An 18,765-nucleotide genomic window follows, 5' to 3' on the forward strand; every position below is an offset into this window, starting at 1 on the left:
TGAAGATCTGTTCGATGGACTTCGCGAGGGCTGCGTCAAATTCCGCATCCGTCATGGTGTAGCGCAGGTCTTCGAGCAGCGCGCGTGAGAAACTGGCGATCATGCCATGGTTTTTCGCCAGCCGCTGACACGCTTCATCACGTGGATACCCACCGGACAGCGCCACGACGCGCTGCACGCGCGGGTGCCTGATCAGGTCAAGGTAAAGATCGGCCTTTTCGGGGATCGAGACCTTGATCATCACCTGGTAGTCACCGGGCAGCGCATCAAGCCCACGGTGCAGTTCGTCATGCAGCAGGGCTTCCGCCCCTGCCTTGTCCGGGCTTTTGATCAGGACTTCGGGTTCCATGATGGGCACGAGGCCACGGGCGGCAATCTGCTCGGCCAGGGCAAACTGCTGCTTCACGATGGCGGCGACACCCTCACGCTCGGCCAGGCGGATGACCGAACGCGCCTTCGTGCCATAGATGCCCTTGCTGATCGCCTGGTCCAGCAGGGGCTCAAGGTTGGGGATGGGCTTCATCATCTGCACGCCGCCCGCTTCGGCCTCCAGCCCCTTGTCCACCTTCAGGAAGGGGACGACGCCCTTTTCCTTCCACAGGTAGGTGGGAACCGGCGTGTCCTTGACCAGCCCGTTCATGGTCTGCTCGAACAGGATGGCGGCGAGGATGCTTTTGCCCGTGAAGGCCGGGGCGGTAATGACCCTGACCCGCATTTCGTGCATCAGGGCAAACATCTGCGCATCGGTGCTGTAGGCGCTGTCCGGTATGCCGTAATGCCGCAGCGCCCCCGGTGTTGATCCCCCGCTCTGGTCCAGGGCCGCGATGAAACCCGCGTTCTCCGACATGTTCTTGCGCATCTGCTCAACAGGCATTTCTATCTATCCTATGTTCAGTATTTATATATGGCCATGGTGGTAAGTTCTTATCATATATGATTTCAGATGCCTTTATTGATCAATAAGATAAAATATAGGTGAAGTAACATAAATACAAAAAACGCATACCCGCATATTCCAGCATGAAACAATGCGCCTGTATGGACCGCCCCGGATTCATGAGCCTGAAATTCCCTGAATAACACTTTCTGTTCAATCAGTTGGACGTGATGATGCTTCTGATCCGATGCCGCCTATCGTGAGGAAAAGATAACGCGGAGAAACAGTCATGCCTCACAATCCCGTCGCCCCGGAATTTCGCGCGGCCCTGAAGGCCCTGCCCTCCTTTGATGGTCTTTCGGATGCGACCCTGGAGGAGACACGCAAGGCATTCATTTCTGCAATCCGCAGCGTCAGGGTTGCCAGGCATCCTGACGTCCTGGTTGGGGAATGCCACGTGCCCGGGCCCGCTGGCGCCCCTGATGTTCCGGTCGTGACCTACAGGCCTGTCGCCAGTTCCCCGAACGCCCCCGCGCTGGTCTATATCCATAGTGGCGGTATCGTAAGCGGCACGCCGGAAGTCGATGATGCACGCTGCCGGCAGATGGTCAGTGAACTGGGTCTGGTCATCTTCTCGGTTGACTATCGCCTGGCACCAGAAGCCCCCTGCCCTGCGGCGATCGAGGATTGCTATGCTGTCCTGAAATGGGCGCACGACCATGCACCCGACCTGAAAATTGACCGGAACCGCCTGATTATTGGCGGCGATAGCGCGGGCGGGGGCCTGACAGCCTGCCTTGCCCTGCTGGCACGCGACCGGGCGGAAATCAAAGTCCTTTTCCAGCTGCTGATTTATCCCATGCTGGATGACCGGACCGGAACAACGCTCATGCCATCGCCTGCCCTGGGCGAATATATCTGGACGCGTTCCGCCAATCATTACGCATGGAATGCCTATCTCGGCAAGACGCCGGGAAGCCCGGGCATTTCGGAATATGCCGCGGCCTTTCGCGCAACGGACCTGACGGGGTTGCCGCCCGCCTATATCGGCGTGGGTTCCCTTGACCTGTTTCTGGACGAGGATCTGGAATATGCCCGACGCCTGATGGCTGCTGGCGTGCCGACGGAGGTCTGTGTCATCCCCGGTGCCTATCATGTCTTTGACGTGTTCATTCCCGACGCACCCCTAAGCAGGCAATTCAGGGCCTCCTATTTCACTGCCCTGAAACGCTCCATTTCCCAGGATTTTTCTGAAAATCCGACCTGATGGGTTTTGATGGCGCGGGACGCCCCGCGTCATCGTGGGCAGCATGAAGATTTGAATTCAGGCCACCGCGTGTCTGTCCGATCGTGTGGGGAAGCAGCCCTTTCTGCGCGGGAATGCCACCATGCGATAAGCCTTGGGATGCATGGTCCGGCACACCCGCCTGGGCCACCGGGGCTGCACAACTCTCATCCGTTTACGGCCTGACATCGATGGTTTGCGCATTTCATGCCGCCCTGTAGAGCTTCATAAGCCGTAAGGCATGGGTCATGCGCGGATGTCGTCATGGCCCTGTTCTTTGAAAAACTTGCATGATCCGGTCGCAACTTCCCCGATCCTGCCGCGTATAGGCGACTGGCAGCCTGTTCTGGCATTTCGTGCATCGCGCCAGATATATCAAGACATGCAGGTGACGCCTATACAGTATTGTCCGGTTATTGCGCATCAATGCACATGGCATGGCGCAGATTGCCTCCGTTGCAAATAAAACGAACAGAAACGGAAATGCCCGTCATGGAAAACATTTCCAATATATGGTCGGTATTCGCCTATGCCATGGTCATAGCCATGCTTCTGGCCAGCATGCTTGGGCTGTCCGCCATCACCGGTACCCGGCGGGGCGGCAGGGCCATGGGCCGTTCCATGTCCATGCCCTTTGAATCCGGCATGGTGCCCACGGGGTCGGCACATCTGCGGTTGCCTGTACAGTATTACATGGTGGCCATGTTCTTTGTCATCTTTGACGTGGAAACGGCCATTCTGCTGCCATGGGCAACCGTTGTGACCGAAACGGGATGGACCGGTTATGGCGCGGCCCTTGTCTTTACTGTCTTTCTGGGTGTCTCCCTTGCCTATCTGTGGCGTGCGGGGGCACTGGACTGGGGGCCGCGTGTCCGCCAGCGCCGGATGGCGGACACGCACGGGGATCACGTATCATGAACTGGTCCCTTTCTTCCCCCGATACGGCCGGACCGGCGCGGGCCACACCCGGTTTCAGTGAAACCCTGCGCCGTAATCTGGTCATGGGCCGGTTGCAGGATTTCGTTGCATGGGGACAGAAAAACTCCATCTGGCCACTGAATTTCGGGCTGTCATGCTGTTATGTGGAAATGGCGACGGCGTTCACCAGCAAGTTCGACATTGCCCGCTTCGGTTCCGAAGTCCTGCGCGCCACCCCACGCGAAGCTGACCTGATCGTCATTTCCGGCACCGTGTTCGTCAAGATGGCTCCGGTCATCCAGCATCTGTACAACCAGATGCTGGAGCCACGATGGGTCATTTCCATGGGGTCGTGCGCGAATTCCGGCGGCATGTACGACATTTACAGTGTCGTGCAGGGCGTGGACAGCTTCCTGCCGGTGGATGTGTATGTGCCCGGTTGTCCCCCCCGTCCCGAAGCGCTGCTGGAGGGACTGCTGCTGCTGCAGAAATCCATCGGCACGCAGCGCAGGCCCCTTAGCTGGCTGATGGGGCCGCAGGGCGCCCAACCCGTCACACCGCCCAGCCTGCGCGATGAAAAACGCGCCCATCGGCAGGGCATGCGCGACCTGCGCACGCCCGACGGGATCTGACGTCATGACCACCCTTCTTTCTCCCGCCCGCGCACAGGGACTTGCGGAAAAGATTGCTGGCAGGCTTCCCAACGGGGCGCTGGCCATCCAGCCCGCGTGCGACGGGGTTTCCGCCATCTGGATTGCGGCGGCCGACCTTCGCCCCGTTCTCGCCGCACTGAAGGCCCCGGCCGCCACATCCCTCATGCTGCTGGACCTGACGGCCATAGACGAACGCGATCGCACCCACCGCGACGGACAGCCACAGGCGGCTTTCACGGTCGTCTATCATGTGATTTCCCTGACCGCGCGCATGGATGAGGTACGGATCAAGGTTCCCCTTGGCGCAACCGCCCCCGCCCTTCCCAGCATCAGTGACCTGTGGCCCAACGCCAACTGGTATGAACGCGAGGCCTGGAACCTGTTCGGCATCCATTTCCATGGCCATCCCTGCCTGCGCCGCATCCTGACCCCACCCACATGGACCGGGTACCCGCTGCGCAGGGATCACCATGCCCGCGCTACCGAAATGCCACCCTACAGCCTGACGGAGGAACACGAGGCACGCGAGCAGGACGCCATGCGCTTTGACCCCTCTGCATGGGGCATGCGGCGTCACAGTGACCACAGCGACTTCATGTTCCTCAACCTCGGCCCCAATCATCCCAGCGTGCATGGGGTCTTCCGTATCGCGCTGCAACTGGAAGGCGAGCGGATTGTCGATGCCGTGCCCGATATCGGCTTCCACCATCGCGGCGCGGAAAAGATGGGCGAACGCCAGTCGTGGCATAGCTACATCCCCTATACCGACCGGGTGGACTACCTTGGCGGGGTCATGAACAATTTCCCCTACGTGATGGCGGTCGAGACACTGGCCGGGATTACCGTGCCGCCACGCGCGCAGATGATCCGCGTCATGCTGGCGGAACTGTTCCGCATTGCCAGCCACCTCGTCTTCTACGGCACCATGGCGCAGGATGTCGGGCAGCTTTCGCCGGTATTCTACATGTTTACCGACCGCGAACGCGTGTTCGGGATCATCGAGGCGATCTGCGGCTTTCGCATGCATCCGGCATGGTTCCGCATCGGCGGCGTGGCCATGGACCTGCCCGAAGGGTGGGAGGGACTGGTCCGCGCCTTTCTGCATGACCTGCCCGGACGGCTGGACGAATACGATGCGATGGTCATGCGCAACCCCATCTTTCGCGCGCGGACGAAGGGGATCGGCGCCTACACCACGGCGGAAGCCATCGAATGGGGTGTCACCGGGCCGGGGCTGCGCGCCACGGGCCTGGCGTGGGATTACCGCAGGCATGCGCCCTATGCCTGTTACGACCAGCTTGAATTCGACATTCCCACCGGCGCCAATGGCGACTGTTATGACCGGATTGCCGTGCATGTGGAGGAAATACGCCAGAGCCTGCGCATCATCCGCCAGTGCGTGGACAACATGCCCGCGGGCCCGGTCAAGGCCGACCACCCGCTGACCACCCCGCCGCCGAAGGCGCGCACGATGCATGACATCGAAACGCTGATCCACCATTTCCTCGGCGTAAGCTGGGGACCGGTCATTCCACCGGGGGAAGCGCGCGCCAGCATCGAGGCCACGAAAGGCGTCAATACCTATACCCTGATCAGCGATGGGGGCACCACGTCCTACCGCACCCGCATCCGCACCCCGTCCTTTGCCCACCTGCAGATGATCCCGCTGCTCAGCCGCGGCATCATGATCGCGGACCTGATCGCGATCCTGGGCAGCATTGACTTCGTCATGGCCGATGTTGACCGCTGAAGCCCCCCTGCCCGCGCCCGTGCGGGCGGAAATCCTGGCGCTTGCGGCGCGGGAACCGCATCCGCGTGGCGCGGGTGTCGCGGCCCTGCGGCTGGTGCAGGCCCGCTTTGGCTGGGTCAGCACTGCGCACCTGCGCGAAGTGGCCGGCCTGCTGGGCATGTCGGCCGATGATCTGGACGGTATCGCCACCTATTTCAACCTGCTGTTCCGCCGGCCGGTCGGGCGGCATGTGATCATGCTGTGCGACAGCGTTTCCTGCTGGATCATGGGGCGTGGACCGCTGTGCGCCCATCTGTGCCGGACGCTGGGCATAAAGCCGGGCGAAACCACGGCGGACAACGCCATCACGCTGCTGCCCACGGTCTGTATCGGGCATTGTGACCATGCCCCGGCCATGCTGGTTGATGACACGCTGCATGGGGATGTGGACACGGCCACCCTTGACCGCCTGATCGATACGCTGAGGGACACGCCATGACGCCCCCTACCGAACGGCCCCTGACCGCCATGATCGATCCCGCCGCCGGGCCACCGGACTGTGCGGCATATGAACGTGCAGGCGGGTGGCAGGCCACGCGCAACGCATTGGGCCGCCTTGCCCCGGCCGGGATCATTGACATGGTGACACGATCGAAACTGCGCGGGCGTGGGGGCGCTGGCTTCGGAACCGGGCAGAAATGGAGCTTCGTGCCAAAGGAGCCCGCAGCCGACCGCCGCAAATACCTGATCGCCAATGCCGATGAGATGGAACCGGGCACCTTCAAGGACCGCTTGCTGCTGGAGGGCAATCCCCTGCAGCTGATCGAGGGCATGATCCTTGCGGCCTATGGCGTGCAGGCGGGGCATGGCGTCATCTTCCTGCGCGGGGAATATCATCTGGCCTGCGCGCGCCTGCACCATGCGATCGGGGAAGCAAGGGAGAAGGGCTGGCTGGGGGAGAATATCCTCGGCTCCGGCTTCAGTTTTGACATCCGTGTGCATTCCAGCGCCGGACGCTACATATGTGGCGAGGAAACCGCCCTGCTGACCGCGCTGGAAGGTCGCCGCGCCACACCGCGCAGCAAGCCGCCCTTTCCCCAGACCGGCGGCCTGTGGGGCGCGCCCAGCGTGGTGAACAATGTCGAGACACTGTGCAACCTGCCCCATATCATCACCAACGGGCCGGAATGGTTCGCGGGCCTCGGGCTGGGGGAAGATGGCGGCACCAAGATCTATGGCGTCAGCGGGCGGGTCGTGAAGCCGGGCGCATGGGAACTGCCCATCGGCACCCCGCTGCGCCAGATCATTGAAGACCATGCGGGTGGCATGCGCCCGGGCTACCGGTTGCGCGCCCTGTTGCCCGGCGGGGCGTCCACCGCCTTTCTCGACGCGACGGCAATCGATGTCGCCATGGATTACGGATCGGTGGAAAAGGCGGGCAGCAGGCTTGGGACCGGCATGGCCATCATCCTGGATGACCGGACCTGCCCCATCGGCATGATCCGTAACCTGGAACATTTCTTTGCACAGGAGTCCTGCGGGTGGTGCACCCCGTGCCGTGACGGGCTGCCATGGGTGGAACGCCTGCTGGACGCGATCGAGAACGGGTCGGGACAGGAGGAGGACATGGACCAGCTAGGCCGCCATGCCCGGATGCTGGGCGCCCCGGGCCGGACCTTCTGCGCCCATGCGCCGGGGGCGATGGCGCCGCTTGCCAGTGGACTGAAACTGTTCGCCGCCGATTTTGCCGCCCACATCCAGCAAGGCCGCTGCCCGCAGCAGCCGGGGGCATGACCATGACCAGCATCCGCATTGATGGACGGGACTGCCCGACACGCAGCGGCATCAACCTGCTGCAGGCCTGCCTGGAAGCGGGGGCCAGCCTGCCCTATTTCTGCTGGCATCCCGAACTCGGTTCCGTTGGCGCGTGCCGCCAGTGTGCCATCAGGCAGTTCAGCGGGCCTGATGACACGAAGGGCCGCATCGTGATGGCCTGCATGACGCCGGTCAGCGAAAATACCATCATATCCATTGACGACCCGGAAGCCCGGGATTTCCGCGCCAGCATCATCGAATGGATGATGGTCAACCACCCCCATGACTGCCCGGTATGCGAGGAAGGCGGCGAATGCCACCTGCAGGACATGACGGTCATGACCGGGCACAACGCCCGTCGCTACCGCTTCACCAAGCGGACCCATCGCAATCAGGATCTCGGGCCGTTCGTGAAGCATGAAATGAACCGCTGCATCGCCTGCTACCGCTGCGTGCGCTTCTACCGTGATTATGCGGGCGGGGACGATCTGACGGTCTTTGCGTCCCATGACAATGTGTATTTCGGGCGTGCCGAAGATGGCACGCTGCAGAACGCCTTCAGCGGCAACCTGGTGGAAATCTGCCCGACCGGCGTATTTACCGACAAACCCTTTTCGGCCGTCTACAGTCGCAAATGGGACATGCGTGGCGCGCCCTCGGTATGCGTGCACTGCGCGGTGGGCTGCAATACCATTGCCAATGCGCGTGAGGAGACGCTTCGCCGTGTCCTCAACCGCTACAATACGGATGTCAACCGCTACCTGCTGTGCGACCGGGGCCGGTTCGGACATGGCTTTGTCAACGCGCCGACACGGATCCGTACGCCGCTGCGCACCATTGACGGGCAGCAGGTGCCGGTCCCCATGGCGGACGCCCTGACGGCCTTCGCACGCATGGCGGCACGGGGGCGGGTCGTGGGCATAGCCTCCCCCCGCGCGGCGCTGGAGACCTGCTTCAGCCTGCATGCGCTGGTGGGTCCGCAGCATTTCTGCACCGGCCAGACGCGGCAGGAACACGAATGCGTGGAACTGGCCCATGCGCTGCTCGACCGCCATCCCGGCGCCCTGCCCACCATGCATGAAATGGAAAGCGCCGATGCCGTGCTGGTACTGGGCGAGGACGTATGCGCCACCGCGCCCCGGCTTGGCCTGTCGCTGCGTCAGTCGGTGCGGCAGGCGTCTTTCCATACGGCGGATGACGCCAGGGTGCCACGCTGGATGGATGCAGCGGTGCGCACGCTGGGGGCCGAATGCCCGTCCGGCCTGTATGTCCTCACGCCCGCTCCAACCGATCTGGACGGGGTCGCCGCGGAAACCCTGCGCGCCGCCCCCGATGACATCGCCCGGCTTGGCTTTGCCATCGCCCATGAAATTGATCCCGCCGCCCCGGCCGTCACGGATCTGGCGCCGGATGACGTGCTGCTTGCCGCACGTATCGCGCATACGCTTGTGGCAGCCGGAAAGCCGCTGGTTGTATCCGGCATGCAGTACGGCGCCCCCGCACTGATGCAGGCCGCCGCCAGTATCGTCGCGGCCCTTGCGCGCGCCACGCCTGAAGCGGGCCTGTCGCTGGGGCTGCCGGAATGCAACAGCATGGGGCTGGCCATGATGGGGGGGATGCCGCTGGAAACGGTAATGGAACAGGCACGGGCGGGCGAAATTTCCACTCTGGTCATTACGGAAAATGACCTGACCCGCCATCTGTCCCCGGCGGATGTGGCGGAACTGGTGGCGGCGGTTGCCGATATCGTCGTGATCGACCATACCGCCACACCGCTGTGCCAGCAGGCCAGCCTTGTCCTGCCGGTTGCGGCCTTCAGCGAATGCAGCGGCACGCTGGTCAGTCAGGAAGGCCGGGCGCAACGCTTTTTTCAGGCGGTCTTTCCCCCTGCCCCCATACAGGCCGGCTGGCGGTGGGTACAGGCGTTGGCCCGCGGCCTTGACCCGTCCCTGCTGCATATGGCGGGACTGACCGGCTGGCGGGATCTGGATGATGTCCTTGCGGCCATGGCGGTGGCATTTCCCCGCCTTGCCCCTGCGGCAAAGGCCGCACCGGGGGCGGACTACCGCATGAATGGCCAGAAACTGCGTAGCCAGACCTACCGCGCCAGCGGGCGGACCGTCATCCGTTCCTTCGTCAACGTGCGCGACCAGCCGCCACCTGGCAGTCCGGACGCCCCCTTCAGCAGTTCGATGGAAGGGGCCTTTGGGCCGGATATGCCCGCCGCGCTGGTGTCGGGCTATCAGGCGTCTCCGTGGAATTCGGTTCAGGCGTTGAACCGTTTCCAGCACGAAATCGGGGGCGACATGCGTGGCGGGGCATCCGGTATCCGGCTGTTGTCGCGCACCGCATCTGATGAAGCGGGGCCGCGTCCATACGCTTATGCCACGGATATTCCCACGCCGCATACCGCGCAGGCAGACACCGTTGTGGTGCTGCCCGATACACGCCTGTTTGGCAGCGAGGAACTGAGCATGCATTCCCCATCCATCATGGCGCGCGCAACCGCGCCAGCGCTGGGACTGCCTGCCGGCATGGCGACATCACGCCACATGGTGCTGCATCTGGATGACGGAGCGCACGTACTGCCCGTCGAACCCGTGCCCGGACTGCCTGCGGGCATTGTCCTGTGCCCGGCGCACATGGTCGCGCGTGCATTCCGTTTTCCCCGCGTGGCCCGGCTGGAGCGGATACCGGACGAAGGGGAACGGTCATGACGTATCCGGCGCTTTCCGCCATCATTCTCACGCCACTTGTCATCCTTGGCCTTGCCACCGTGCTGACATGGGTCGAACGGCGGCTGCTGGGGGTATGGCAGGACCGGTACGGGCCCAACCGCGTGGGACCGGGCGGCATGTTCCAGGCCGTGGCGGACGGGACCAAGATCCTGTTCAAGCAGGACTGGATCCCCCCCTTTGCCGACCGGGGTATATTTGTCGCGGCACCGGCCATTGGCATGATGACGGTCCTGCTGGCCTTTGCCGCCATTCCGCTGACGATGGGGACGGGCATTGCGGGGGACATGAATGTCGGGCTGCTGTTCATCCTCGGCATGATGGGGCTTGGGGTCTATGCGGTGGTGCTGGCCGGGTGGTCGTCCAACAGCAAATACGCGCTGCTGGGCGGCATGCGGGCGGCGGCGCAGATGATCAGTTACGAAGTCTTCATGGGGCTGTCCGTGCTGGGCGTGGTCATGATGGCCGGGTCATTCAACCTGCGTGCCATCGTGGCGGCGCAGGCGGGGGTATGGTTCATCATCCCGCAATGCCTTGGCTTTGGCGTGTTCATGCTGGCTGGCATTGCACAGACGCACCGCCTGCCCTTTGACCTGCCCGAAGGGGAGAACGAACTGGGCGCGGGGTTCCATACCGAATATTCGGGCATGAAGTTCGGCATGTTCTTCATTGCCGAATATGCCGGGATCATCCTGGTCTCCAGCCTTGTGACCACGCTCTATCTTGGGGGGTGGCGCGGGCCGTTCCTGCCGCCTGCCGTGTGGTCTGCGCTCAAGACAGGGGGCGTGGTGGTGTTTTTCATCCTGCTGCGGGCGGGGCTGCCCCGTCCGCGTTATGACCAGTTGATGGCGCTGGGCTGGAAAATCCTGCTGCCGCTTTCACTGTTCAATGTCATGGCGACCGGAACCATCCTCATGCTGCGCGCGTCCTGATGACACGCCTGATGCAAAGGCATCTCCCATGCTTGATACCCTGCGCACCCTGTTCCTGACGGCGCTGCATGCCTTCCACCGGCGCGCGACCGTGCAGTATCCCGAACAGCCGCCCTACCTGCCGCCGCGTTACCGCGGGCGCATCATCCTGTCGCGCGATCCCGACGGGGCGGAGCGGTGTGTCGCGTGCAACCTGTGCGCCGTCGCCTGCCCGGTGGACTGCATAAGCCTGCAGAAAACCGAAGCCGATGGCCGGTGGTACCCGGAATATTTCCGCATCAACTTCTCCCGCTGCATTTTCTGCGGCCTGTGCGAGGAAGCCTGCCCCACCTACGCCATACAGCTGACGCCCGATTTTGAAATGGGCGAATACGCGCGCTCGAACCTTGTTTATGAAAAGGAAGACCTGCTGATAAGCGGGACCGGGAAATATCCCGATTACAGTTTCTACCATGTCGCGGGCATTCCCGTTCCCGGCAAGGCGCGTGGCGCGTCTGAACGCGAACGCCCGCCGGTCGATCTCCATTCCCTGCTGCCGTAACCGTCATGCATGCCCTGGCCCTTCTTGCCGCGTGCGTGACCGTCGTGGGGGCCATCATGGTCATTACCCGGCGGGTGGCGGTGCATGCGGTGCTGTACCTGGTGGTGACGCTGCTGGCGCTGGCGACGGTGCTGGTCATGCTGGGCGCGTCATTTGCCGCGATGCTGGAGATCATCATCTATGCCGGCGCGATCATGGTGCTGTTCGTCTTCGTCATCATGATGCTCAATCTGGGTCAGCCGGACAGCGCGCGTGAAAAGGAATGGCTGCGGCCGCGCGCATGGCTGGGGCCGGGCGTCCTGGCCACCATTGTCTGCGCGGAACTGCTTTATTGCACCAGCCCGTTATCCGGGGCTGCACCCGTTCCTGCCGCCATTACGGTGCATGACGTGGGAGCGGACCTGTTCGGCCGCTACGTGCTGGTGGTGGAACTGGTGTCTTACCTGCTGCTGGCTGGTCTGGTCTCGGCCTTTTACATCGGGCGCAACCGGGCGGGAGGACGCTGACATGCTGGCCTTTTCCTTCAACGATACCCTGCTTGTGGCCACGGTCCTGTTTTCGATCGGCCTGGCGGGCGTTCTGGTCCGGCGCAACATGGTGTTCATGCTGATGTCGCTGGACATCATGCTCAATGCCGCGGCCCTCGTGTTCGTGGGGGCGGGCGCGCGCTGGCATGATGCGACGGGACAGGTGATGTTCGTGCTGATCCTTGCCCTCGCCGCCGTCGAAACGGCGGTGGGGCTTGCCATCATCGTGTGCCTGCATGCCCGGGGGCGTCCGACGCTGGATGCCGATACCGGCAACCTGCTGCGGGGATAGGGCCATGGCTGAAATCCTTCTTCCCCTTCTTGTCCTCTGCCCGCTTGCGGCGTCGCTGGTCGTGTTCATATCCGCCGGGCGCATGGGCGCACGGGCCATCGGGACGGTTGCCTGTGCCGGGGTGGGGATTTCCGCCGTGCTCAGCATCATCCTGTCCGTCATGCTCCTGTCCGGGCCTGTGGCGGGGGGATTGCAGGTGACGTTATGGCCATGGATGCGTGTTGCGGGCCTTTCGGCGGATATCGCCTTCACGCTGGACCGGATTTCCATGGTCATGGTCCTTGTCGTCACGATCGTGGGGCTGCTGATCCATGTTTATGCCGCAGGCTACATGCGCGACGATCCGGGCATCGCGCGCTTTTTTGGCTGCATGACGCTATTCGTGGCCGCCATGCTGGTACTGGTGCTGGCGTCCGACCTGCTGTGCCTGTTCATCGGGTGGGAAGGCGTGGGGCTGTGTTCCTACCTGCTCATCGGGTTCTGGTATGATGATCCCGCCAATACCTCTGCCGCGCGCAAGGCCTTCTACATGACACGCATGGGGGACGTGGCCTTGCTGTGCGGCCTGCTGCTGCTGGCCTGTGCGACGGGTTCCCTGCGCATCGGCAGCGTGCTGGCATCGGTTGCGGACGGGCGGTTGCCCGCATCTGGCGTGAATGTGGCGGCAGCCTTCATACTGGTGGGGGCGCTTGCCAAGTCGGCGCAGATCCCCTTCCAGGCGTGGCTGCCGGACGCCATGGCCGGGCCGACGCCGACCTCCGCCCTTATCCATGCCGCTACCATGGTGACGGCGGGTGTCTACCTGATCGCGCGGGTGCATGACCTGTTTGCCATGGCGGCCCCCGTCATGGCGCTGACGGCGGTGCTTGGGGCGCTGACCCTGCTTATGGGGGCATGCACGGCGCTGGTGCAGTCCGACCTGAAGCGTATCCTTGCATGGTCCACGATCAGCCAGCTTGGCTACATGTTTCTCGCCCTTGGGTGCGGGGTGTGGCAGGCGGCGCTGTTTCATCTGATGACCCATGCCTTCTTCAAGGCGCTGCTTTTCCTGACGGCGGGCGCCGTTATCATGCGCGCCGGCCATGAGCAGGATATTTTCCGCCTGGGCGGCCTGCGCCGCGCCATGCCGGGACTGACCGCAGCCTTTGTCGCGGGGGCGTCCGCGCTGGCTGGCCTGCCGCTGGTGACGGCCGGGTTCTACAGCAAGGAAATGATCCTGTCTGGCGTATGGCACGTCCATTTTGGCCTGGCGCGGGAATGGACCCTGAGCGGGCATCCGTTATGGGGAATTGCCCTGCTGGGGGCCTTCCTGACCGCGCTGTATATTTTCCGCTGTGTCTTCATCGTCTTTTGCGGGAAGGCGGGAACCAGGGCTGCGGGCCGGACGTCACGCCTTATGGGCATTCCGCTGGTCTGCCTGTCTGTGCTCTCGCTGTTTGGCGGAGTCATTGAAATGCCGGATACACTCCCCTCCCTTCACCTGTTCAGCGCCCTTCTTGATCCCGGAACACCATTATCCCATGCGGATGAACCGGTCTGGCTTGTGCTGGCGGGTGCGCTCGCGCCGCTTGCCGGGCTTGGGGTCGCATGGGTGCTGTGGGGGCGTCCTTCACCCGTCATGCGCGAAATACCCGGGCAGGCGGGCGTTATCCGTCCCGCCCGCACCGGCCGGGGCATGGATGTGCTGTATGACCGGGTGTTCGTGCAGCCCTTCCGCCTGCTGGCATGGCTGACACGGCTTGATATCCCCGGTCATGCCATAACCGGGACAGGGCGGCTGACACGGGCGGCCAGTGCCGGAATTCTCGGGGTGCGGGCCGGTTTGCTGGATATGCTGGCCATGCGGGCGACCGGAACGGCCAGATGGGCGGGTCACCTGCCGGGCCTGTTCCAGAATGGTCGCGTGCGGTGGTATGCGGCATGGATCGCAGGCGGGCTGTGCGCGGGCCTGGCCATGGCGGTACTGTCATGAACCCCCTGCCCGTCCTTGTGCTCCTGCCCATCATGGGTGGGGGACTGGCCTGGGGGGCCGGACGCATGTGGCCCCGTGCCAGTCCGTCCATGCGCGATGCGTCATGGTGGGTGGTGCTTGCAACCCTGGTTGTGGAAACGCTTGTGCTGGCAATGGCCACATTCAGCCACCGCGCCCATGCGGGGCCGTGGCCGGGGCATTTTGCCATGCCATGGATCCCGGCCATGGGCATTGCGGTCAGGCTGGACATGGATGGTCTTTCGCTGTCGCTGATCTGGCTTTCGCTTATCCTGTGTTTTCTGTGCGTACTGCTTGCCACCCGTCAGGCCACGGCGCATGCCGGGGCGTTCCGTTTCCTGTTCCTTGCGACCCTTACGGGCGTCATCGGGACATTCCTGGCCACGGACCTGTTCGTGTTCTTCTTTTTCTGGGAACTGATGCTGGTGCCGATGGCCGGGCTGATTGCCGCATGGGGGCATGAGGACAGGCAGCGCGCCGCCATGAAGTTTTTCATGTTCACGCAGGGCAGCGGACTGGTCATGCTGCTGTCCATCCTCGGTCTGGTCATCACGCATTACCGGCAGACGGGCGTGCTGACGTTTGATTACTTCACGCTGGCCCACACATCCCTGTCCCCCACCGGCGCCATGCTGCTCATGCTGGGGTTCTTCATCGCCTTCGCCGTCAAGCTGCCGGTGGTGCCGGTCCATGTCTGGCTACCTGACGCCCACACGCAGGCCCCGACCGCGGCCAGCGTACTGCTGGCGGGCATCCTGCTCAAGACCGGGGGGTATGGCATGATCCGCTTCAATGTCATGCTGTTTCCCGATGCCGCCGCCCGGTTTGCCCCCATCGCCATGGGGCTGGGTGTCGCGGGCATCCTGTACGGGGCGTGGCTGTCGAGCGCGCAGGATGATGTAAAGCGCCTGATCGCCTATAGCAGCATCAGCCACATGGGTTTTGTGCTCCTTGGCATTTTTGCGGGTTCCCGCATGGGAATGCTGGGGGCGGTCATGCAGATGCTGGCCCACGGCCTGGGCACGGCGGCACTTTTCCTGATCGCGGGCGCCATCCAGGACCGGTTGCATACGCGTGACATGCACCGTATTGGCGGATTGTGGGCCGCCATGCCACGCCTGTCCAGCGCGGGGCTGTTCTTTGCCATGGCAGCCCTCGGCATGCCGGGACTGGGGAATTTCACCGGTGAGTTCCTGGTGCTGCTGGCGACATGGCGCATCAGTCCCCTGCTTGCGACACTGGCGGCGACGGGACTGGTCCTGGCCGCCATCTATGCATTGCGAATGGTCAACCGCATATTTCTGGCTGCACCGCAGGCGGATACGCGACCGGTAACGGATCTTCCGTCCTGGCAGATGGCGGTCTTTGCCTGTGTCATGGCCTTTCTTGTCCTGCTGGGCCTGTATCCGCAGCCTTTCATGATATTTTCCGCCCCGCTTCCCCTGCCCGCCACGGCCATGGCTGGTCCGGGGGGTACCACGCCATGATCGGGCATGACATCTTCGTGCCGGCCCCGCTGCTGGTCGTATCCATCGGGATCATGGTCATGCTTGCCGCGACGGCATGGCGGCGTTCGGTAGGACGCGGCTTCCTGTGCGCCACCGGCATGCTGCTGCTGGCCATTACGGTCGTGGGGCACCATACGGGCAAGGTGCCCGATGGTGGCGACAGCCTGTTCGTTCAGGATCGATGGACGGCCTGTACGGCTATCCTGATCATGTTTTCCACCCTGTGCATCATGCTCATGTCATGGCGGGATGCAGGGGTCACGCGGGAAGATGAATATCCCCTGCTGCTCATGCTGGGTACGCTGGGTGCGCTGGCCATGGTGTTCAGTGCGAATTACATGCCGTTTTTTCTGGGCCTGGAAATACTGGGCGTCTCCATCATGGGACTTGTGACCTTTGGACACCGCGCCGTGCCGGGTCATGAGGCCGCGATGAAATACCTGATCCTGTCCGGTGTTTCTTCCGCCATTCTCCTGTTCGGTATCGGCCTGGCCTATGGTGTCACGGGATCCCTGCGGTTCATGCCGCCCATTGCGGCAGGCGCGGTTCCCGCCGCATTGCCGGTTGCCGCCACGATCATGATTCTGGCCGGCATGTTCTTCAAGCTTTCCGCGGTCCCCTTCCACATGTGGCTGCCCGATGTGATGGAGGGCGCACCCGTGCCCGTGGCGGCGTTTGTGGCCGTGGTTTCGAAAATTGCGATATTTTCCGCGCTGGTCCGTTATTTCGGGACGCAGAACCAGCCTCCGTTCCTTGATGACATCCTGTGTGGCGTCATTATCCTGACCATTATGGGCGGCAACCTGATGGCATTGCGTCAGGCCGGTTTCATACGCCTTATGGCCTATTCATCCATTGCGCACATGGGATATCTGCTGATTGCCTTCGTGTGCCCGGGCCGTCTGCAATCCGGGGTCGTGAGCGTTTATCTTGCGGCCTATACCGTCAATACACTGGGCGTATTTGCGGCCATGGATGCCTTTGCCATCCCCGGCGGGCCGGATGGCAGGGTGGTCGCGCAATGGAAGGGCGCGTTTTCCAGTCGTCCATTCCTGGCGTCGGTCATGTCGCTCATGCTGCTTTCGCTTGCGGGCATTCCACCCGGAATCGGTTTTTTCGCGAAATTCGGCATCGCCGCGGCCGGTGTTGAACATCAGCGTGACCTGCTGCTCTGTTTCCTTATAATCGGCAGTATTATCGGGTTGTATTATTACCTGAACATCGTCCGGACCATGATGGCGGCCCCGGCGTTACCCTCTGTCAAACTGAACCGGCAGATGCGTCCGGAACTGACGGTGCTTGTCATCGTTCTGAGCATGATCGTCGTGATCGGAGGGCTTTTTCCCGCCCGTGCCATCCATCCGTTTCTACCCCCGCCTGTTGCGCCATCCGGAACGGGGGATGGCGCGACTCATTGACCGGACAGGTTTGTGATTATCCAAAACATGGAAAGGGTCTTCTTATGTCCTCTCGTGTCTTTCACATTCTGGCGCAAAAAGGCAGTACGGTCATAACCGTCAGGGCAGATGACCCCATCCTGGATGTCGCCGCCACGCTGGCGCGGCATAATATTGGCGGGGCGCCGGTTCTGGGCGACGATGGGCAACTGGTGGGTCTTGTATCGGAAAAAGGGATCGTCCATGCCCTGTCACTGCATGGCGCGGACATATCGACCCTGACCGCAGAAGACATCATGGCCACGGACATGCCAGTCGCAACACCTGATGACAGTATTTATGATATTGCCTGCCGCATGACATATTCCCGCAACCGGCACGTGCCCGTTCTGGAAAATGAAAAACTTGTCGGGCTGGTCAGCATCGGGGACATCGTCAAGCTACGCGCCGAAAATGCCGAACACGAAGTGCAGGAACTGGAGGATTACGTGACAGGGAGCGACCACGCGGCCGTCCAGCCCCCCACTGACACGTCCCCCCACCGATCAGGGAAAAGAAAGACTGATCCCGCCTGCCGCCATATGGCGCGCCATGTCAGCCATTCAGGGGGCGCGTGTTCCAATGGGTCGGCGCGCGGCATGAAAATCCGCCCACGGGTCCGCGCGTTGCGATGCAAGCCGTTGCATGGCGTTGCCCACCGTGAACTGCGCCGGGCCCGTCAGTGCGTCCAGTTCCGCCCAGCTTACCGGCATCGAGATCGGGGCGCCGGGACGCGCGCGGGTTGAATAGGGCGCCACGGATGTCGCCCCGCGCTGGTTGCGCAGGTAATCAAGCAGGATCCTGCCATGCCGCCTCGCCCTGGAAACAGTCGTAACGAAACGGTCCGGGCTGTCGGCGGCCATGTCCTGCGCCAGTGCATGGGCGAAGGTCTTTGCGCCCGCCCAGTCGGCTACGGGTTCAAGCGGGGCGATGACATGCAGCCCCTTGCCGCCAGAAGTCTTGACAAAGGCCGCAAGCCCGGAGGCTTCAAGCCGCGCGCGCACGGCGCGTGCGGCAGCAATGACGTCTGCCCACCCGACCCCTTCCCCCGGATCAAGGTCCATGACCAGTTGGTCGGGTCGTTCCCAGTCATGGCATGAAGCCTGCCAGGGATGGATTTCCAGCGCAGCACCCTGCACCAGCCCCATGAGGCCATCAAGATCATGGATGCCGATCAGATGGCCCCGTGGCGCGCCCTGCGGGTCATCAAGCGCCACGATATGGGCGTTCATGCCCTTCCACGCATTTTTCTGGAAGAAACGTGGCCCCTCGATCCCTTCCGGGCAGCGCAGCAGCGCCAGTGGCCGGTCGATGATGAACGGGGCCATGCGTGGCCATGCAGCTTTGTAATAATCGGCCAGACCGGCCTTGGTTATGTCGGCATCGGGCCAGTAGACCCGGTCCGGATGGGTCAGCATGACATCATGGCCGGCCCGGGCCGTGGGTGTTTTCACTGCGGGCATCGTGCATGCGTCCCCCTGTGTGTCCCCTGCTGTTGCGCGGGGCTGGACGGGTTGTTTTCATGAC

The 18,765-nt window shown here is 62.9% G+C and carries 17 protein-coding genes and 1 pseudogene; 15 read left to right on the forward strand and 3 right to left on the reverse strand.

Annotated features, from left to right (window positions below; genetic code table 11):
- Positions 1-874: fructose bisphosphate aldolase (locus GEU01_RS11010; RefSeq protein WP_019086125.1), on the reverse strand; the 874-nt coding region annotated here is incomplete at its 3' end.
- 292 nt (positions 875-1,166) lie between these two features.
- Here GEU01_RS11010 and GEU01_RS11015 point away from each other — a divergent pair.
- The 14 genes from GEU01_RS11015 to GEU01_RS11080 all read left to right on the forward strand — a co-directional run bounded on the left by GEU01_RS11015 (position 1,167) and on the right by GEU01_RS11080 (position 17,220).
- Positions 1,167-2,144: an alpha/beta hydrolase gene (locus tag GEU01_RS11015; protein WP_019086126.1), complete on the forward strand. Its 978-nt coding sequence runs from the start codon at positions 1,167-1,169 to the stop codon at positions 2,142-2,144.
- A gap of 510 nt (positions 2,145-2,654) precedes the next feature.
- A complete protein-coding gene (locus GEU01_RS11020) occupies positions 2,655-3,080 on the forward strand; it encodes an NADH-quinone oxidoreductase subunit A (RefSeq protein WP_049976629.1) in 426 nt (141 codons plus the stop codon).
- Positions 3,077-3,712, forward strand: coding sequence for a NuoB/complex I 20 kDa subunit family protein (locus GEU01_RS11025; RefSeq protein ID WP_019086128.1), 636 nt, complete (start codon positions 3,077-3,079; stop codon positions 3,710-3,712). The genes GEU01_RS11020 and GEU01_RS11025 overlap by 4 nt, the downstream gene beginning before the upstream one ends.
- A 4-nt stretch (positions 3,713-3,716) precedes the next feature.
- Positions 3,717-5,483: an NADH-quinone oxidoreductase subunit C/D gene (gene nuoC, locus GEU01_RS11030; protein WP_019086129.1), complete on the forward strand. Its 1,767-nt coding sequence runs from the start codon at positions 3,717-3,719 to the stop codon at positions 5,481-5,483.
- Positions 5,470-5,961 carry an NADH-quinone oxidoreductase subunit NuoE gene (nuoE, locus tag GEU01_RS11035; RefSeq protein ID WP_019086130.1) on the forward strand — a complete coding sequence of 164 codons (492 nt, stop codon included), beginning with the start codon at positions 5,470-5,472 and terminating at the stop codon, positions 5,959-5,961. Before nuoC ends, nuoE begins: the two co-directional genes overlap by 14 nt.
- Complete coding sequence (gene nuoF / locus GEU01_RS11040; RefSeq protein ID WP_019086131.1) at positions 5,958-7,256, forward strand: NADH-quinone oxidoreductase subunit NuoF; 1,299 nt, start codon at positions 5,958-5,960, stop codon at positions 7,254-7,256. Before nuoE ends, nuoF begins: the two co-directional genes overlap by 4 nt.
- A 2-nt stretch (positions 7,257-7,258) precedes the next feature.
- Positions 7,259-9,994 carry an NADH-quinone oxidoreductase subunit NuoG gene (gene nuoG / locus GEU01_RS11045; protein ID WP_019086132.1) on the forward strand — a complete coding sequence of 912 codons (2,736 nt, stop codon included), beginning with the start codon at positions 7,259-7,261 and terminating at the stop codon, positions 9,992-9,994.
- On the forward strand, positions 9,991-10,944 hold the full coding sequence (gene nuoH / locus GEU01_RS11050) for an NADH-quinone oxidoreductase subunit NuoH (protein WP_019086133.1): 954 nt from the start codon (positions 9,991-9,993) through the stop codon (positions 10,942-10,944). Before nuoG ends, nuoH begins: the two co-directional genes overlap by 4 nt.
- Before the next feature lie 28 nt (positions 10,945-10,972).
- Complete coding sequence (nuoI, locus tag GEU01_RS11055; RefSeq protein ID WP_010510243.1) at positions 10,973-11,485, forward strand: NADH-quinone oxidoreductase subunit NuoI; 513 nt, start codon at positions 10,973-10,975, stop codon at positions 11,483-11,485.
- Positions 11,486-11,490: 5 nt separating this feature from the next.
- Complete coding sequence (nuoJ, locus tag GEU01_RS11060; protein ID WP_019086134.1) at positions 11,491-11,991, forward strand: NADH-quinone oxidoreductase subunit J; 501 nt, start codon at positions 11,491-11,493, stop codon at positions 11,989-11,991.
- 1 nt (position 11,992) lies between these two features.
- Complete coding sequence (gene nuoK, locus GEU01_RS11065; RefSeq protein WP_019086135.1) at positions 11,993-12,304, forward strand: NADH-quinone oxidoreductase subunit NuoK; 312 nt, start codon at positions 11,993-11,995, stop codon at positions 12,302-12,304.
- 4 nt (positions 12,305-12,308) lie between these two features.
- The gene (gene nuoL / locus GEU01_RS11070) at positions 12,309-14,276 is read left to right on the forward strand and encodes an NADH-quinone oxidoreductase subunit L (protein WP_019086136.1); all 1,968 of its coding nucleotides are present in this window, start codon (positions 12,309-12,311) and stop codon (positions 14,274-14,276) included.
- On the forward strand, positions 14,273-15,781 hold the full coding sequence (locus tag GEU01_RS22640; protein ID WP_019086137.1) for a complex I subunit 4 family protein: 1,509 nt from the start codon (positions 14,273-14,275) through the stop codon (positions 15,779-15,781). Before nuoL ends, GEU01_RS22640 begins: the two co-directional genes overlap by 4 nt.
- The gene (locus GEU01_RS11080; protein ID WP_019086138.1) at positions 15,778-17,220 is read left to right on the forward strand and encodes an NADH-quinone oxidoreductase subunit N; all 1,443 of its coding nucleotides are present in this window, start codon (positions 15,778-15,780) and stop codon (positions 17,218-17,220) included. Before GEU01_RS22640 ends, GEU01_RS11080 begins: the two co-directional genes overlap by 4 nt.
- On the opposite strand, the gene GEU01_RS27520 is transcribed toward GEU01_RS11080, so the two are convergent.
- On the reverse strand, positions 17,214-17,444 hold the full coding sequence (locus GEU01_RS27520) for a hypothetical protein (protein ID WP_019086139.1): 231 nt from the start codon (positions 17,442-17,444) through the stop codon (positions 17,214-17,216). The genes GEU01_RS11080 and GEU01_RS27520 overlap by 7 nt on opposite strands.
- Here GEU01_RS27520 and GEU01_RS27525 point away from each other — a divergent pair.
- Positions 17,358-17,633, forward strand: a pseudogene (locus GEU01_RS27525) (CBS domain-containing protein); the annotation flags it as partial. The gene GEU01_RS27520 and the pseudogene GEU01_RS27525 sit on opposite strands and share 87 nt — an antisense overlap.
- Positions 17,634-17,801: 168 nt before the next feature.
- Here GEU01_RS27525 and ligD read toward each other — a convergent pair.
- Positions 17,802-18,701, reverse strand: coding sequence for a non-homologous end-joining DNA ligase (ligD, locus tag GEU01_RS11090; RefSeq protein ID WP_019086140.1), 900 nt, complete (start codon positions 18,699-18,701; stop codon positions 17,802-17,804).
- Positions 18,702-18,765 lie beyond the last annotated feature (64 nt).

This window comes from Komagataeibacter europaeus LMG 18890, assembly GCF_000285295.1.
GTDB classification, from domain to species: Bacteria; Pseudomonadota; Alphaproteobacteria; order Acetobacterales; family Acetobacteraceae; genus Komagataeibacter; species Komagataeibacter europaeus.

Coding starts and splice junctions, on each gene's coding strand:
- nuoI (WP_010510243.1), top strand. CDS start 10,973: ATGCTTGATACCCTGCGCACCCTGTTCCTGACGGCGCTGCATGCCTTC.
- nuoE (WP_019086130.1), top strand. CDS start 5,470: ATGTTGACCGCTGAAGCCCCCCTGCCCGCGCCCGTGCGGGCGGAAATC.
- GEU01_RS27520 (WP_019086139.1), bottom strand. CDS start 17,444: ATGGACGATCCCTTTTTCCGATACAAGACCCACCAGTTGCCCATCGTC.
- GEU01_RS22640 (WP_019086137.1), top strand. CDS start 14,273: ATGAACCCCCTGCCCGTCCTTGTGCTCCTGCCCATCATGGGTGGGGGA.
- nuoG (WP_019086132.1), top strand. CDS start 7,259: ATGACCAGCATCCGCATTGATGGACGGGACTGCCCGACACGCAGCGGC.
- nuoL (WP_019086136.1), top strand. CDS start 12,309: ATGGCTGAAATCCTTCTTCCCCTTCTTGTCCTCTGCCCGCTTGCGGCG.
- GEU01_RS11080 (WP_019086138.1), top strand. CDS start 15,778: ATGATCGGGCATGACATCTTCGTGCCGGCCCCGCTGCTGGTCGTATCC.
- GEU01_RS11025 (WP_019086128.1), top strand. CDS start 3,077: ATGAACTGGTCCCTTTCTTCCCCCGATACGGCCGGACCGGCGCGGGCC.
- GEU01_RS11015 (WP_019086126.1), top strand. CDS start 1,167: ATGCCTCACAATCCCGTCGCCCCGGAATTTCGCGCGGCCCTGAAGGCC.
- GEU01_RS11020 (WP_049976629.1), top strand. CDS start 2,655: ATGGAAAACATTTCCAATATATGGTCGGTATTCGCCTATGCCATGGTC.
- ligD (WP_019086140.1), bottom strand. CDS start 18,701: ATGCCCGCAGTGAAAACACCCACGGCCCGGGCCGGCCATGATGTCATG.
- nuoJ (WP_019086134.1), top strand. CDS start 11,491: ATGCATGCCCTGGCCCTTCTTGCCGCGTGCGTGACCGTCGTGGGGGCC.
- nuoF (WP_019086131.1), top strand. CDS start 5,958: ATGACGCCCCCTACCGAACGGCCCCTGACCGCCATGATCGATCCCGCC.
- nuoH (WP_019086133.1), top strand. CDS start 9,991: ATGACGTATCCGGCGCTTTCCGCCATCATTCTCACGCCACTTGTCATC.
- nuoC (WP_019086129.1), top strand. CDS start 3,717: ATGACCACCCTTCTTTCTCCCGCCCGCGCACAGGGACTTGCGGAAAAG.
- nuoK (WP_019086135.1), top strand. CDS start 11,993: ATGCTGGCCTTTTCCTTCAACGATACCCTGCTTGTGGCCACGGTCCTG.